The 16,463-nt window shown below is 38.1% G+C and carries 16 protein-coding genes; 6 read left to right on the top strand and 10 right to left on the bottom strand.

The features are described from left to right. Positions 1-251 precede the first annotated feature (251 nt). The 6 genes from ACLLO5_RS07120 to ACLLO5_RS07095 form a co-directional block, all read right to left on the bottom strand. Positions 252-932 carry a conjugal transfer protein TrbI gene (locus ACLLO5_RS07120; protein WP_413174779.1) on the bottom strand — a complete coding sequence of 227 codons (681 nt, stop codon included), beginning with the start codon at positions 930-932 and terminating at the stop codon, positions 252-254. A gap of 388 nt (positions 933-1,320) precedes the next feature. Next, positions 1,321-2,958 carry an iron uptake porin gene (locus ACLLO5_RS07115; RefSeq protein WP_413174778.1) on the bottom strand — a complete coding sequence of 546 codons (1,638 nt, stop codon included), beginning with the start codon at positions 2,956-2,958 and terminating at the stop codon, positions 1,321-1,323. A 154-nt stretch (positions 2,959-3,112) separates the two neighbouring features. Next, positions 3,113-3,703, bottom strand: a complete 591-nt coding sequence (locus ACLLO5_RS07110; protein ID WP_413174777.1) for a Crp/Fnr family transcriptional regulator — start codon at positions 3,701-3,703, stop codon at positions 3,113-3,115. A gap of 436 nt (positions 3,704-4,139) precedes the next feature. Next, positions 4,140-4,805, bottom strand: a complete 666-nt coding sequence (gene phoU / locus ACLLO5_RS07105; protein ID WP_413174776.1) for a phosphate signaling complex protein PhoU — start codon at positions 4,803-4,805, stop codon at positions 4,140-4,142. 29 nt (positions 4,806-4,834) lie between these two features. Beyond that, positions 4,835-6,166 (bottom strand): sensor histidine kinase, encoded by a 1,332-nt coding sequence (locus ACLLO5_RS07100; RefSeq protein WP_413174775.1) that lies wholly within the window; start codon positions 6,164-6,166, stop codon positions 4,835-4,837. A 53-nt stretch (positions 6,167-6,219) separates the two neighbouring features. Next, positions 6,220-6,972 (bottom strand): winged helix-turn-helix domain-containing protein, encoded by a 753-nt coding sequence (locus ACLLO5_RS07095; protein WP_413174774.1) that lies wholly within the window; start codon positions 6,970-6,972, stop codon positions 6,220-6,222. A 449-nt stretch (positions 6,973-7,421) separates the two neighbouring features. Here ACLLO5_RS07095 and ACLLO5_RS07090 point away from each other — a divergent pair, with 449 nt between their 5' ends. Further along, positions 7,422-8,411: a hypothetical protein gene (locus ACLLO5_RS07090; RefSeq protein WP_413174773.1), complete on the top strand. Its 990-nt coding sequence runs from the start codon at positions 7,422-7,424 to the stop codon at positions 8,409-8,411. A 94-nt stretch (positions 8,412-8,505) separates the two neighbouring features. Then, entirely contained in the window at positions 8,506-9,609 is a 1,104-nt protein-coding gene (locus ACLLO5_RS07085; RefSeq protein WP_413174772.1) for a hypothetical protein, read from the top strand. Between the two features lie 381 nt (positions 9,610-9,990). Here ACLLO5_RS07085 and hisA read toward each other — a convergent pair whose 3' ends face one another. The 3 genes from hisA to ACLLO5_RS07070 all read right to left on the bottom strand — a co-directional run bounded on the left by hisA (position 9,991) and on the right by ACLLO5_RS07070 (position 11,510). Then, a complete protein-coding gene (hisA, locus tag ACLLO5_RS07080; RefSeq protein ID WP_413176025.1) occupies positions 9,991-10,764 on the bottom strand; it encodes a 1-(5-phosphoribosyl)-5-[(5-phosphoribosylamino)methylideneamino]imidazole-4-carboxamide isomerase in 774 nt (257 codons plus the stop codon). A 123-nt stretch (positions 10,765-10,887) separates the two neighbouring features. Beyond that, positions 10,888-11,178 carry a DUF3593 domain-containing protein gene (locus ACLLO5_RS07075; protein WP_413174771.1) on the bottom strand — a complete coding sequence of 97 codons (291 nt, stop codon included), beginning with the start codon at positions 11,176-11,178 and terminating at the stop codon, positions 10,888-10,890. Next, positions 11,175-11,510, bottom strand: a complete 336-nt coding sequence (locus ACLLO5_RS07070; protein WP_013191627.1) for a DUF2499 domain-containing protein — start codon at positions 11,508-11,510, stop codon at positions 11,175-11,177. Before ACLLO5_RS07070 ends, ACLLO5_RS07075 begins: the two co-directional genes overlap by 4 nt. A gap of 33 nt (positions 11,511-11,543) precedes the next feature. On the opposite strand from ACLLO5_RS07070, the gene csaB reads away from it, so the two are divergent. The 4 genes from csaB (at position 11,544) to ACLLO5_RS07050 (ending at position 14,412) form a co-directional block, all read left to right on the top strand. Next, positions 11,544-12,590, top strand: a complete 1,047-nt coding sequence (csaB, locus tag ACLLO5_RS07065; RefSeq protein ID WP_413174770.1) for a polysaccharide pyruvyl transferase CsaB — start codon at positions 11,544-11,546, stop codon at positions 12,588-12,590. Positions 12,591-12,680: 90 nt separating this feature from the next. Then, positions 12,681-13,136, top strand: coding sequence for a hypothetical protein (locus ACLLO5_RS07060; RefSeq protein WP_413174769.1), 456 nt, complete (start codon positions 12,681-12,683; stop codon positions 13,134-13,136). A gap of 5 nt (positions 13,137-13,141) precedes the next feature. Then, positions 13,142-13,753, top strand: coding sequence for a PIN domain-containing protein (locus ACLLO5_RS07055; RefSeq protein ID WP_413174768.1), 612 nt, complete (start codon positions 13,142-13,144; stop codon positions 13,751-13,753). Positions 13,754-13,833: 80 nt separating this feature from the next. Beyond that, entirely contained in the window at positions 13,834-14,412 is a 579-nt protein-coding gene (locus tag ACLLO5_RS07050; RefSeq protein WP_413174767.1) for a Uma2 family endonuclease, read from the top strand. Between the two features lie 46 nt (positions 14,413-14,458). Here the strand turns inward: ACLLO5_RS07050 and ACLLO5_RS07045 are convergent, their stop codons facing one another. Beyond that, on the bottom strand, positions 14,459-16,252 hold the full coding sequence (locus tag ACLLO5_RS07045) for a WD40 repeat domain-containing protein (RefSeq protein ID WP_413174766.1): 1,794 nt from the start codon (positions 16,250-16,252) through the stop codon (positions 14,459-14,461). Positions 16,253-16,463: the final 211 nt, after the last annotated feature.

Genomic DNA, 16,463 nt, shown 5'->3' with positions numbered 1-16,463 from the left:
TTTTGTTAACTACTTTGTTAACTACCTAGACAATTTTGACATTAAACAGTTCCTGTGTTGTTTATAATTTGCCAATAGTTTTAACTGTAAGTTTTTCTCTCACTGTTCCAGATGTATTTAGTGTTAATAATATAGCAGTTATAGCAGTAGATACCCTCATTCTTAAAACAGAGATCCCCGACTTCTTCCAGAAGTCGGGGATATGTGAAAATATATTGGTAATTAAAGTCACAAATTAAATTAAGTTAAATCTAGTTACGCGAAAGTACCAAATTTGACTGAAGTATGATATCCAAATCATCTTCTGGTCGCAGGACAAAAACATCAACTTGTTTTTTCCGCAACAGCACACTGGCTAAAGCACCGGCAGCAGCACCACCAACTGGTTCTAAAACTTCAATTTTCTTGTTACCTGTCAATAGTGAAATTACACTAGCAGCACCAGCACCAATGGCAGCATCTGTTAATACCTGCCCAGTATCAGTTCCCTTGGAAATTCTTTGGGTTTCACTAATAGTTCTAGAATTAGCATAAATCTGTTGCCGTTTTCCAGAAGCAAAGATTAATTCTCGTGCTACAAAGCGTACACCTTTTTTATTTTTATTGTAGTAACCACTATCTATATTGACTGGTTCTAACTCTCCTACCACTTCAGTTCTGGCAGGAATTAAAACATTTCTGTTACTGTCGATAACATCGTTAGCTATTCTCAGAGTCAGAGGTAATCTTTCTCCAGGATTAACAATTACCTTCTCTTTCTCATAAGTAACAGGTAAGGTAACATTTGCCGGAATAGTAATTGTTCGGGGTTGGTTGATATTAAATTGTGCCTGAGCAGGGTCAAAGGTTAATAAGGGAGTAACTGCACCTGTAGTAATGGCTATAGCCATCAGTGCAGCCGTGCTTGATTTCCAACGCATAATACTACTCATATATGATATTGCCAATGATGTGTGATAGGTGTGATGACGTGGCTTTATTAGGATAGTTTCTTCTGACTAGAGTTATTGTCAAAAGAGCGATGATCGCCCAGAAAAAACAAAACAGTCAACAACAATAAGTTTAGACAGCAAATATACAATAGCTTAGGCGATCGCCTACGGCTAGTTACCAAAGGTCAGTTCTAACCCCCATTCCGCATCCTCCGGTGTCACAATCGGTAGGTTTTAATCCTGTTCATGCTTTAATCCTGGAAATCCTGTTCGCGGAGTGTGGCGTAAGCCATTTCTGACAATTTCCCAAACAAAAACCCGCCCAAAGGCGGGTTAAATATTGTAGGTTTTATGAAACGCCTACTATGCTACTAACTCATCAATCAATTTAGAAACTGAATGTAGTACGCAGAGTACCTACGTAAATTGTATCATTGTCATCGTTATGATTAGGATTCAAGATTACCAACAAACCAGGGGTAATTAGAATATTGTCAGAAAGCTTCATCTTGTACAGACCTTCTATATGATAGGAAGTACCGTTGCTATCTGGATTGCTAGCAATATTGCTGGTATCGGTAACTTTGGGCGGTTGTCCGAAAATTAGACCTAAAGTGTTACCTTCTCTACCGAAGTCTTTAATACCAAGGGTAGTACCCCAGTAAAACATATTTGCATCTCTGCTGGTGTCACCAGTTAGAGCATTAGCAGTGGTGTAACCAACCCAACCACCTAATGTGATCTTAGCATTGGGGTTAAAGGTAAATTGTAAACCGTAGTTGTCGGCTTCAGTTTTAGAACCACCGAAAGGATTGTTAGCAAAGCTGCTTCCAGTGCCGCCAAACAAGTTTATACCATCAGCATTAGCGGTATTTTGATAGGTGCGAGCGTAGGCTAAACCAACGTTGAAAGCTTTATTGGGCTTGAATGCTAACTGCGCGAAAATAGTGTTATCACCATCAAATAAACCGCTGCCATCTGTAGGCTGAGAAGCATTAGTAACTCCACCAGAAGTTCTACCTGCTCCAAAATAAGCCGCACTCAAGGTAAATTTATCACTAGGATTGATGTTAACAGTGATACCAGCACCATCTCTAGCTTGACGGTAGATGGGGCTGAAACGTCCATAACGGGAGAGCGCACCTGAACCGCTGCTTCTAAAATCAGGGTTAAAGACGTTAACGTTTTCATTCAACTCAGCACCAACAGCGTCAATTTTAACGCGGATTTTTTCGCCCAGGTTGAAAGCATAGTTGAGTTTATCTATGCTAACAGAGTTGCTAGTATCACCATCATAGCCCAAGCGGGTCATGTTAGTGTTTGTACCACCAGTAGCAGCACTGCTGTTATTTTGGACAATATTCCCAGCATTCAACCGGGTTTGCAACATATCTGTACCCATGAAGCTGCTTTCTAAGGACAACCGCACACGGTCAGAGAAAGTTGCGTTGGTGTTTAAATCAGCACCACCTGCGGCTTTATCACCAAATGCCTGAGACACGCTGAAAATTGCTTCACCCTTCAGCTTGGTGGTGGTGGAAAACTGATTAGCTTCTAATTCAGAGGTACGCGCTTCTAGGGCATCTACGCGACCGCGCAGAGTTGCCAATTCAGCGGAAAATTCTTCTTGTAAACGCTGTAAGGTAGCTAAATCTTCTTTATTTACCAGGTCAGCGGTAGCTGTCGCAATCAATTCATTAACTCGGTCTAAACAGGCATTCAAACCTGCTGCAAATTCATACCGGGTTAAAGCACGATTACCACGGTATGTACCATTGGGATAACCTGCAATACAGCCGTAACGCTCAACTAAAGACTGCAAAGCTTGGAAAGCCCAGTCTGTGGGTTGCACGTCGGAAAATTGAGATACGGATGTTACTTGACCGATGTTGTTCGATTCTTTGGACAACTGAGCAACACTTGTTGCTTGTTCGTTAACTTCAGCAGCTAATGCACCATTAGCAGACAGAAAAGTAGCTGCAATAACTGGACTTACTTTCAGAACATTCCAAAATAGTTTTGTCATGTTTTTAATCTCTCTCTCACTCACACACACTTCAACGAATTCAAAAGTTATGAGCAAATCCCTATCTGTAACCAGGGGATTTACATATAACTTATCTGCAATCACTATACATTATTTATGCTAGTTAGCACAACCCCCAAATTAATTTTTGATACTAAATGATAGTTAATTTGCCAGGTAAATTTAGCACAATACTGCGTTTATAACGCCATATTTTCCCTTCTTCTTCAAATTGCTGTAATATTCGTGTAACTGTGACTCTAGTTGTGTTTAGCACTTCTGATATATCCTGATGAGTAATATTTAAATCAATTAATTTACCTTGCTCTAAATCCCGACCAAATTTTTCACTCAACCATACTAGAAATTGCCACAATTTTAGTGAAGTAGGTTTTCGATGCAATATGCTTATGAGTTCTTCCCCTTGTTGGATGTGGTATAGTAATGCCTTGATATCTTCATGCCAGAGTTGCGGTGGGGTAATGATTGCTTCCACACTAGTCAAGCATTCAATTTGGTAAGGGTTGACTTTGGTTAAAGGATAGCCAACTATATCTCCTGGTCCCCAATAACCCAAGGTGATGCATGTTCCGTCTTCATTCCAAGTTAAGGTACGAACTATACCTCGTTGAATACGCCATAAAACATCATGTTTTATTGGGATTATTGACCGACGAGTAAATAAATTTTGGGTTAACTGTTTATTTGCAGTAGATGTTAGGGTGTCGGTTGTAGAAAACGTCATGTTCTGGTTAGATGGGTGGGAATTTGAGAGTCATTATGCTGAACTAAAAAGTATCTATTAGTATAATTAATGATAATGTTCAACTAACATCTATACATCTGGGTTAGCTATAGGTGCTAATTAATGATTTTGTTCAGTTTTGTTCATTGCCAAGCTAATTTTTCTGATTTTTATCATTTTTCCAAAAATAAAGACGTTATTGCAGATATGTTTAATCAAGTAAATTTATGGTTAATAGGTTTTAGATAGCAGATATTTGTCAGCTATCTTCCATTTACTCTAATAGTCGAAGTTTAAGAACAGGTAAGCTTTTGGTGAAATATACGGAAGAAGAGGTGATGGGGAGGATGGGGATGATGAGGGTGATGGGGAGGATGAGGGAAAATATTTATTTTTTCTTTTTAGCCTTCTGCCTCCTGCCTTCTGCCTGCTAATACTACCGTTGTCCTGTGACGATATACGCTACTCGTTGACCAATATTGGTTGCGTGATCTGCCATTCGTTCTAAACAGCGAATTGCTAATGTTAGGAGTAAAATTGGCTCAATTACTCCTGGAATATCTTTTTGGTGTGCCAGGGTATGGTATAATTGATCATAAGCATTATCTACGTCATCATCTAAATACTTGAGTCGGCGACCATTTATTTCATCTAAATCTGCTAAAGCTACTAAGCTGGTTGCTAACATTGCTTGGGCATTGTTAGACATGAGTGCGATTTCTGGCAAGGAAGCGTGGGGTGGGTAAGGAAATATTTTAATGGCAATTTCGGCTAAATCTTTGGCATAATCCCCAATTCTTTCCAAATCCCGGACTAATTGCATAAATGCGCTCAAGCATCGCAGGTCTTGAGCCGTAGGTGCTTGCAATGTCATGATTGATGTACAGTCTGATTCTATTTGTCTATAAAAGCGATCTATTTTCTTATCTAGTCTGGGAAGTTCTTCAGCTGCTGTTAAGTCACGGGCAAATAAGGCTTGGTGACTAAGCCGGAATGACTGTTCCACCAAAGCTCCCATGCGTAATACATCACGTTCTAATCGCTTAATAGCTCGTGTATTCGGAGGGTTTTCAGGATTTGTATGATTAATGACAGCTTTCACATTTTTAATCTCAAAGTTGAATATATTTTTTAACTATAATCTTGCCTTGGCGAGTTTGCCATGACTTCAGGGAGTTGAATTTGTATCCAAGCGCCTCCTGTGTCTGGATGGTTCATGGCCTTGATCATACCGCCATGGGCGATGATTATTTGCTGGACAATTGCTAAACCCAAACCACTACCTGTAATTGCTGTTGTTGTTTTACCTTCGGGAAGTGAGTCATGATGTCTGGCTTTATCTCCTCGGTAAAATCGCTCAAAGACATGGGGTAAATCTGTGGTTGCGAAACCCATACCAGAATCTATGATATTAATTTCTAGAGCTTGAGAGTGGCGATCGCTCATAATAACTTCATTGACTGATATCACTTTCATTTCAATGAAGATCGTGGTATGGGGAGGGCTGTATTTAATGCTGTTATCCAATAAGTTGACAAATACCTGGTACATCCGGGATTTATCGGCTTGAATGCAAATATTTTCTGTTCCAGAATAGGAAATACTTAAATGCTGATTTTGTGCTAATGGTTCTAATGTTTCCCAAACCGATGTAATGAGCGATCGCACATCCACCGATTCGAGATTCAGCAGCATTGTCGAATTAGTTTCTATTTGCGTCAGTTCTAACCAGCTTTGCACCAAATTAATCAGCCGATCAACTTCCTGCATCAAGCGGTTAACCCAACGGTCTAAGGGTGGTTCTAAGCGTGTTTGCAGAGTTTCCGCTACTAACCGAATGGAAGTTAAAGGTGTTCTCAGTTCATGGGCTAGATCAGAAAAAGAGCGATCGCGCTGCTGATTCATATCCAGCAATGGTTGACGATTTTCTAAAAAGACTCCCACCTGTTTTTGAGGCAAAGGGAAGCTAAAAGCCTGTAAAGCTAAAGGTTTTAACTCCAACATCGCCTTAGCATTATCAAGAGAAGGATGAAAAATCCATTCTCGCACTTGGGGCTTTTGCCAATCGCGAGTTTGTTCAATTAACTGATCCAATTCATAGGATCTTACCAACTCCAGCAACAAACGCACCTGTCCCGGTTGCCACCTGTAAAGATGCAATATTTCCCTAGCTTGCTGATTACACCACAATAGTTGGTTTTCTTCATCCACTTGCAAATATCCCAACGGAGCAAAATCTAGCAGTTCCTTATAGGTTTGCAATGATAACTGCAAATCTTGGTGCTGTTGCTTCACAGTAGACATTTCCTGTCGCAAGCGCGTCAGCAGCGGCAACCCCAGCTTACCAGAATGAGAACCCAGAGGCTGGAGAACTCGCTCCAAATAGCTGTTGAGTTGAATTTGTTGCCAAAGCCAAAAACCAAAACCCACTGCCAAACCCAGCAGAAATCCCAATAAAAGCATTTGAGTCGTTAGTTATTTTGTAATTACTAAAAACTAACAACTATATTTACCAATTAGCCAAATCTATAGCCAAAACCTCTCACAGTCACAATATATTCTGGATGGCTGGGGTCTTGCTCTAACTTTTCCCGCAACCAGCGGATATGAACATCTACAGTTTTACTATCACCTACAAAATCTGGACCCCAAACCTGATCTAGCAGTTGCTCCCGTGACCATACCCGACGAGCATAACTCATAAACAGTTCCAGTAAGCGGAATTCTTTCGGTGATAAATTTACCTCTTTACCGCGAACCAACACACGACACTCTTGAGGATTTAAACTAATCTCTTTATACTTGAGTACCGGTATCAGCGGTACATTACTTAACCGTTGACGACGCAGTAAAGCACGACAACGAGCCACCAATTCCCGCATACTAAAAGGTTTAGTTAAGTAATCATCTGCACCTACTTCTAAACCTAGAACCCTGTCAGTTTCACTACCCTTAGCACTAAGCATCAAAATCGGTACAGCATTACCTTGATGACGCAGCAAGCGGCAAATATCCAGTCCATTAATCTGCGGTAGCATTAAATCCAAAACCACCAAATCAAAAGGTGATTCCCCGGAATTAGATTCGCAATTTTTGAGAACTTCCACCGCTGTGCGGCCATCAACAGCAGTAATAATCTCATAACCCTCTCCTTCCAAAGCCACAACTAGCATTTCCCGGATGAGTTCTTCATCTTCAACTACTAGAATGCGGCTAGTTTGACCAAGATCCGCTTTGGCAGAATATTTAGTTAATTCAGTGGTATACATTGATAACACAAGAGTTGGAGACTGTGCTTGTATTGAAAATTCCGTAACTGCCCATCATCCACATTGATTCCAGAGGAGCTATTTTTGGCAGATTGTATTGAATATGACAAACTGAGTATATCATAAATTACATTTCCTACCAGCGGACAAGTATTTCTCACGACTTTGCGTATTTATCCCCGATAAGTGAGATTTTCTCTTGACAATCACAAACTACTTGAGTAAAATTTTAGTACAAAAATACTAGCATACAGGAAACAGGGAACAGGGAACAGGCAAGAGATAATACATTATTCTCCTCTGCCTTGTACCCATGCACCTCTACCTGTTCTCCATCTTCTTCAGTATTTCTACCATAGAGAAATGCTTAATTAAAGGCTACCCTGATATCTGCACAGGGTATGTCTTTTGACATTGTTGAAACACCACTTTTCAAGGAATTTAAATTTATGACTACAGGTGCAATCAAAGACAGCAAACAACAATTAGTACAAGCATTTGAACAAATTCGTGCAGACAGGAAAAAACTAGAATCCAAAATAGCTACAAAACAAGAAGAAGCTGAAAAAGCCAAAAACCAAGAAATTTTAACAACAGCTTCTACATACACCGTTGACAGCATTGTTAAAGGTCTAGCTGATTTACAATTAGAATTTGGTAGTATTGTTAATGCACTTGCAGAAAAATTAGCTCAAGAAAATTCTAAATTAGATGAACTTAATCAAGCAATAGAAATTGAAACCCAACGATTACAAGAATTACAGCAAATTAGAATAGTTGCCGATACATTAGATATTTTTACTCAAGAACATCAAGAGAAATTAAGAATTTTAGAACAAAATACAACTAATACACGGGAAGCAATAGAAAAAGAAATTGCTCAACGGCGGAAAGAATGGCAAAAAGAACAGGCTGAATTCACAGAAAAGTTGCAAACTTATAATGAGTTATTGCTTAAAGAACGCCAACAAGAACAAGAAGAATATCAATATAAATTAGAAACAACACGCAAACTTAATACAGATGCTTATCAATCTAGAAAACGCAAATTAGAACTAGAAATACAAGAAACCACACAACAAAAAAATAAAGACTGGACAGAACGAGAAAAAATTATTACAGAAAGACAGCCTCTATTTACAGAGTATCAACAGAAGGTGGCAGCATTTCCGGCAGAATTGGAAGAAGCGATTAAAAAAGCCAGGGAAGAAGCTATCAAAGATACCAGCCAAAGAGCGAAAGTTGACGCTGATTTATTTGAAAAAGAATGGGAGTCTACTAAACAGAGTTATGAAGCTAAAATTCAATCTCTGGATGAAACAATTCAGAAGCAACTTCAGCAAATTGAAGGTATTTCCACTCAACTACAAACTGCACTCAACCAAGCCCAAGATTTAGCAATGAGAGCTTTTAATAGCAGTTCTAATAATGCTAAATAAGGTTTTTGACATTAATTTTGCATGATGTTGTGCATTACACAAGACAATTAGCTGATTTATAGCTTAAGTATTTTGAATTTTTCACGGGTTAATTATGCCAGCTAAAAAACCAACTGATAAAAACACAAAAGCCGAAATTCTTCAAGCTTATGAAGAATTATTAAAAGAACAGACTTCTTTGAAAAATCAACTGGAACAAGCACAAAAAGAGCCTCAAACTGTATCGAAAGAAAAGCCCAAAGCCGAACCGAAAATAGAACCTAAAGTAGAACCGAAAATAGCTATGACACAGCCTACTAGTATTCAACAAAAAATGAATAATACCATTGAAAGCTTGGTAAAAATTCAACTTGGTTTTGGTAGTGCTGCTAATGAATTATCGGAACAGTTAAGTACAAAAGCTTCTCGATTAGCAGAAATTGGAGAATCTGTAACTAATGAAATTCAACAATTAGCTCAATTGCATAATTTAGAGATATCTGAAGATATTTTAGATACTCTCATTGAGTCTTATGATAATAATGAAAAGGCTTATCAGGAAGAGTATAACGAACGTTATGAAGTTTTATCGCAAGAAATATTAGAACTTAAGAATACTTGGACAAAGGAACAAGAAGAACATCAACGGGCGATAAAAGAACGCAACGATAATCTTAACAGAACTAGACAACGGGATGCGGCGGAGTATAAATATGATTTGGAACTTCAGCGGAAGTTAGCCAGTGATGAATATGCACAACAGGAAAAGTTATTATATCAAGAATTGGAAGAGTTACAACAAGAAACGGAAAAACAATGGACTGCAAGAGAAAAAGCGATTTCTGAGCGAGAAAAACAATTTGAAGAGTTAAAAACTAAGGTAGAAGCTTTTCCGAAAGAGAAAGAAACAGCTATTAAAAAAGCAACGGAAGAAGGTAAAGGTATTGCCAGTTATCAGGCTAAGGTTAAATCTGATTTGTATGCTAAAGAAGTGGAAGGTCAAAAGCGTTTTTATGAACAAAGGTTGCAATCTTTAGAACTGACTATTACTAATCAGGAAACACGATTACAAAATCTATCAAAACAATTAGAATCGGCATTAAAACAAGTTCAGGATTTGGCTGTTAAAGCCATTGAAGGAACTTCTAATGTCAATTCTTATCAGGCTATTAAGGAAATTGCTTTAGAACAGGCTAAGAGTCAGGTGAAGAATAAATAAGGATGCAGAACTCCTATAAGGGCGGGGAAACCCCGCCCCTACGGAACGCCTTATTAGTAAGTATTCAGGATAGAGAATACTCAATGTCAGGAAAATAAAGGCTTTTTTAGTCAAACTTGATGATTTTGATTTAAAAATCTCACTTCTCTCTATTCTTCATTTCTTACCCTTATTATTCTGTTTTTGGTTTTCCTAGTCCGTTGGGTGGTTGTGGTCTTCTGCTTTTGGCGTTTTTGTTTATTTGTGCTTTTTGGGAATTTTGGTTGGAGTTGACTTTCTGGTTAGGCATTAGATTTATCTGTTAAGTTATTAACTATTTTACCTACACCAGGGAGATAAATCTTTCCAGAAATTTATGAGATATTACTGATGACACTAAGCTCAAGCGAAGCTAGAAAAATTTAGATTGGGTGGAATATCTTGAATGCGTCCTGATCCGATCGCACGTAATGCTTCTTTCAGGTCAATATCTCCAGTATACAAGGCTTTACCAACAATTACACCGATGACATCTTGGGGTTCTAGGGCTAATAAACTCAACAAGTCGGTGACAGAACTAACACCACCAGAAGCGATGACAGGTATAGAAATTGCCGCAGCGAGTTCTCGTAATGCGTCTAAGTTGGGACCTTCTAGGGTACCATCACGGTTGATATCGGTGTAAATGATGGCTGCTGCACCTAATTCTTGCATTTGGGTAGCTAGTTGGGTGGCTAAAACGGTTGAGGTTTCTAACCAACCGCGAGTTGCAACTAGTCCATTACGGGCATCTATGCCGATGATAATCTGTTGGGGAAATTCTTGACAGAGTTCTTGGACTAGCTGGGGTTGTTCTACAGCGACGGTTCCCAGGATTGCCCACTGGACACCGAGATTAAATAATTGTTGCACACTGGAGCGATCGCGCAATCCCCCACCAACTTCAATTGGTACTGAAACTGCATTACTAATGGCTTCAATTGCTGCTAGGTTAACAATTTTACCCGCTTTTGCACCATCTAAATCGACTAAGTGTAATCTTGTCGCACCTTGGTCTGCCCACATTTTCGCAACTTCCACAGGATTTTCGCTAAATACTTGCGATTGTGCGTAGTCGCCTTTATATAGTCGTACACAACGACCTGCTAATAAATCAATTGCTGGTATTACTTCCATAATTGGTAATTCGTAAGTAGATGGGCGTGAATATTTACCGTTAGGATAAGGCATTAGGCAGGGGTGCCGGGGAATATTAATAACTCTATTCCCTATTCTCTTCTTACTGTCACCTGTCACCTGTCACCTATTCCTTAACTCCTGCAATGCTTTACTAAAACCCAAGACTAGTAAAATATTGGAAAGGGTTAAAAATACTTCTGCACCACCATGTAACCAGTCTATATTGGCTAAAGCTTCTCCATAAGCAACTTTGGCATAGATACCGGCGGGAATGGTAATGCCGACAAACACCAAAGTACCGTAAAATCCATATAGGGCTAAACGAGGCATTTGTGGACTGCGGCTGATAAACCACAAGAAACCCAAGTAGGGAAATAGAGAAAGGGCGAAAAGGGTTTCTTTTGATATCATTGCTCTGATTTGATAGTTTTTGCCTCAACTGTGTTTGCAGACTTGGTAGAACGCCAAATCCATACGGCTGCTGCCCAAAGGGTAAAATTACCCACTAATGTCATGGTAGCTTGTAGGGTGACTAGCCATTCTAAAGACTCTGCATTGTCGAAATAATGCCAGGTGCAAGCACACATAGCACTGATTAAAGCTGGTAACATGGCAAAGGACAATCCCCACCAGCTGCGGTTTTTTGTCAGTTCACCATAAATCCAGATTAACCAAATAGCGGCTATCCACTCAATGACGCTAGAAACGTGAATAATCCAGGTGGGAATAGAAAGGGCGTGCATAAGCAATTCAAAATTCAAAATTCAAAATTCAAAATGGTGAAGATGCGTGTTTTGTTGTCTGGGTATTACGGTAAGGGTAATGGTGGTGATGAGGCTTTGTTAGCCACACTTCTGCAAATGCTACCACCTGATGTCACCCCTGTTGTGCTTTCTGGAAATCCTGAAGAAACTCATCGGCGTTATGGTGTAGAAAGTTATAACCGGATGGAGTTATTACAGGTAATCACAACTTTGCGTTCTTGTGATGCGTTCATTTGGGGTGGTGGCAGTTTAATGCAGGATACGACTAGTGCCATTAGCCCTTTTTATTATGGCGGATTAATGGCGATCGCTCAAGTCATGGGCTTAAAAACTGTGGCTTGGGGACAGGGAATAGGTCCTTTGTTACGTCCCCAAACTCGTTGGTTAGCAAAGCGGAATTTTGCTGGCTGTAGTCAAGTTAGTGTGCGCGATCGCAATAGTGCTGCTTTATTATCAGAATGGGGCATACCTCATATCCTTGCACCAGATCCCGTTTGGGCATTAGAGTCTAAGCCAGTACCGGAATTAGCAGAGTTACCACAACCAAGAATTGCCGTTACCTTAAGAAATCATCCCCAACTAACAGAAACACGGTTAGCTAACTTAATTGATGCTTTGGTTGATTTACAACAAGCTACACAAGCCTTTATTTTATTATTACCATTTCAAAAAAGTGAAGATCTAGGAATTTCCGAAAAAATTCAATCGCAATTAAAAGACGTTAGTAAAATTATTTGTGCCGAAGATCCACAAATTTTAAAAGGTGCATTTCGGGGTGTAGATATGGTAATAGGAATGCGTTTACACAGTTTAATTATGGCAGCTAGTGAAGGTTGTCGTTGTTTTGCTTTGAGTTATGACCCCAAAGTAAACCGTTTAATGGAAGATTTAGAAATACCTGGGTGGGATGTAAAGGATTTACCAGATGATGTAAATATAATTAGTAAAGCTTGGATTGATTTTTATCAAAATGGTGAATTTTTGTCCTCCGAGAAAATCCAATCTTTAATGGATGGGGCGTTTTTGCATCGGGAATTGTTGCAGGAAGCGTTAAAGTGAAAACCAAAAAGTTGTATAATATAAAAATTGCTCCTAAAAAATAGGTAAAAATTAGTGAGACATTCCCTGTTTATGAGGTGATAGAAATGTATGTATTATGCAGACATTGCCGTACATGGAAAAGATAGAAATTTACAACTTTTAGTGGAAGCTAAAAATAAACGTGGTGCATCTAAAATTTGGGCTGCTAAAATGCGACGTAATATGTATGCCCATGGTTTACTACCAGAAGCACCTTTTTTTCTATTAGCACTCCCAGATAAATTTTATTTGTGGAAAAATAAAGGCTCGTTTACTGATTTGATAGACGCAGATTATGAAATCAATCCTGAACCTTTTCTCCAACCATATTATCCTCCAGAGTATATCTCAAAATATGATATTAGTAGCGAAGGTTTTGAGCTAATCATTTCTGCTTGGCTTCATCAATTATTAACAGTCCCATCTATTGATTTACTACCAAAAAATAATATGGATTGGTTAATGACTTCAGGTTTATTTGATGCTATTCATCATGGGGAGCTAAAATTGGAGGAATTGGTTTAATTGAAATGGATGTTTATGTAGAAACTAATTTTGTTTTAGAACTAGCACTGCTTCAGGAGCAACAGGAGAGTTGCCGAGAACTGCTAAACTTAGCAGAAGCGGGAAAAATAAATTTGGTTTTACCTGCATTCAGTCTGACAGAACCTTATGAAAAACTGATTCGCAGTAAAAATACCCGCAAAAAATTATCAGATGATTTACGACGAGAGCTTTCTCAGCTTGGCCGTTCTTTACCTTATCAAGAGCAAGCTAATACTTTTCAAGAGATTACCAAATTTTTAGTTAATAGTGGCACTGAAGAAAATCAAAGATTCCAAAGAGTTCTAGAAAAGTTATTATTAGTTAGCGAAGTTATCCCTTTGACGGTGGACATACTAATAGCAGCTATAAAATATCAATCTGAGCTTAATTTTGCACCCCAAGATGCTATTGTTTATGCTTCTATTGTAAAGCATTTAAATATGTCACTTAAACAGCAACGGTGCTTTATTAATAGAAATTCTAAAGATTTCGATAATCCAGATATTGAAGAAGCTTTAGACAGATATAATTGCAAAATATTATTTAGGTTTGATGCTGGATTGGGTTATGTTAGAAATCAAATCGGGTTTGTCTAATTAACTTCAGTTGTAAACACAAAACTTACAACTTATCTGATAATTTAGTTAAAGTTGATATTATCCCCAACGAGATTACTATGACAGCTATCACCGTCAACTTAAACCCCATTATTAAACTTACCGACAATCAATTTTATCAATTGTGTCGAGAAAACCCTGAAGTCAAATTTGAACGCAATGCAGATGGAAAATTATTGATAATATCAACAACGGGAGGAATAACAGGAAATCAAAATGCTGAAATTGCAACAGATTTTGCTATTTGGAATCGTCAAACTAAACTAGGAGTTTGTTTCGATTCTTCCACCTGTTTTAAACTTCCCAATGGTGCAAATCGTTCTCCTGATGTAGCTTGGATAAAGAAAGAAAGATGGGATGCACTCACACCTGAAGAACAGGAAAAATTCTCACCAATTGCACCAGATTTTGTTTTAGAGTTAATGTCACCCAGCGATAGTTTGCAGGAAACCCAAGCAAAAATGCAGGAGTATATAAATAACGGAGTTCAATTAGGTTGGTTAATTAATCGGAAAATGCGTCAAGTTGAAATTTATCGTTCTGGTAAACCATTGGAAATATTAGAATTTCCCCAAGAATTATCAGGAGAAGATGTTTTACCAGGATTTATTTTGAACTTGCAAATAGTCTGGGGATAAATATCGCAAATACAAAATCCCAAATCGAGTGATCCAATCTTTATATCTAACTCCTTTGCCAAATTTTAATAGTTTTATCTAAACTTCCACTGACCAACATTTCACCAGATGCAGTAAATACCAAAGCCGTAACTGTGTTACCATGACCTGTAAATGTAGCTAACAGTTCTCCCGTTTCTAAATGCCACAATTTGATAGTTTTATCAGCACTGCCACTAGCGATAATTTGTTGATTAGGACTGAGTGCAACTGCATAAACTCCATCTCTATGACTTTTGAGAGTGTGAATTAACTGACCAGTAACTAAATTCCAAACTCTAATTGTTTGATCTTGACTCCCACTAATTAAAAATTCACCATTAGCACTCATAGCTAGGGAATTAACAATATGAGAATGACCCATTAAGGTATGTATTGGTTTAATTTCTTGCTGGTTTTTTTTATTATAATAAGATGTTAACTCCCAAACTTTGATTTTCCGATAACTACCTGTAATCAAAATTTTTCCATCTGGACTTACTAGCATGGAATGGGCAGCTGTATCATCTAAAGATAAGGTATTTTCTACTTGGCGATCGCGCAAATTCCAAAATAAAACTTTTCTGTCATCTCCACCAGTAGCTAACGTTTTTCCATCTGCTGTAAAAGCAACACAACGCACACTACCATTATGCTTGTGCAGGATATCAATTAAATCCAATGCACCAGTATGCCAAATTTTAATTGTCGAATCTGCACCGACACTAACTAATGTTTGTCCATCTGCACTCAAAGCCAAGGAATTAACTTCATCTACTAATCCTGATAATACCCAAGGATATTCTGATAAAGTCTCAATTAATTCACCTTTACTTAAATCCCATAATTTAGTCTCACCACGACTACCACTAGCTAATATCGGCACAGTTTGACTATCTTTACAACCAAAACCTTTAACTGTTAAAGTTTTCACAGCATAAGCTAAACAATTAATACCTCTGGTATGTCCTTTTAACGTTTGCCAGCATTCCCAATCACCAATAATACTCTTTTGGGGATGATCTGATGGTAAGGTTTGAATTGTCTCTACCATCATCACTTCATCAACTAAAGTTAAATTATCTTTTTTACCAATTAGTGATTCTAAATACCAAGTTAAACCTCCTGCATATAACAAGCTACTGGGAGTTAAGTTGATTTTAGGTTCAGAAAATTCAAGTTGATTTGTGGGTAAAAAACCAGTGATAACAGTTTGTTTTTCGTAGCCTAATTTAGTATTTCCTGGATAAAACAAACATAAAAAAATTAAGACTTGATAGTTCTTTACATCTTCTTGGGTAACTGACCACCGAATTTTGTCTTTTTTAATACCATTAAAACTTTCTCCATCTGCCACGTGAACTTGAATACTAATTTTTGGATTATTAGTCAACCAATAAGTAAACTTACTTTCACTACATAAATTCCCTTCATCATCTAACACCATATTTTTTAAAGTGTCATGATGAGATTTTTTCACCAGTTTTCCTAATCTTTCTGTAATTACCCGATCTACAATTTGTTCACGCACCAGATAATCTTCTGCTTGACTCTGAAAATATATAGGAAAGGGAATTGTCCAATCAGGAGGTTCTGGATATTCAGGTGGTATCGGTGGAGGATTTTTGGCCAAAATTTCCGCTTGTTGACGGGAACATTCGAGAATTTTCGCCAATGGTTCACCCCAAAATGCCATAATTTCACTGTGGCAACCTTTGACTTGACCTTCTAGGAGAGATAAATCAGTGGTCTTAGGTTTTTTCACTCTTTGGAGGAAGTCAGTTTGTTGAGCTTTTAGTAGACTAATCCAATCAATCTGCATGATAGTGGCACACTATTGCATATTTACGATAACTTATACCAAGGCGTTTAGCCAGTTTTATAACCTTTAATTAAAGGTAATTTAAGTGATTCCTACAGTCTTATAAAAAACCAAATTGTGTTTATTCTCATGGTTAAAGATGCTTCTTCATAATTATTAGACATTTACAAAAGGGATTTAGTGGTATCTATATATTTCAATGATGTCCATA

The organism is Anabaena azotica SJ-1 (assembly GCF_047275885.1).
Taxonomy (GTDB): domain Bacteria; phylum Cyanobacteriota; class Cyanobacteriia; order Cyanobacteriales; family Nostocaceae; genus Trichormus_B; species Trichormus_B azotica_A.
Note: the sequence above shows the minus strand (reverse complement) of the source record. Positions and strands in the feature narration are given on the sequence as shown.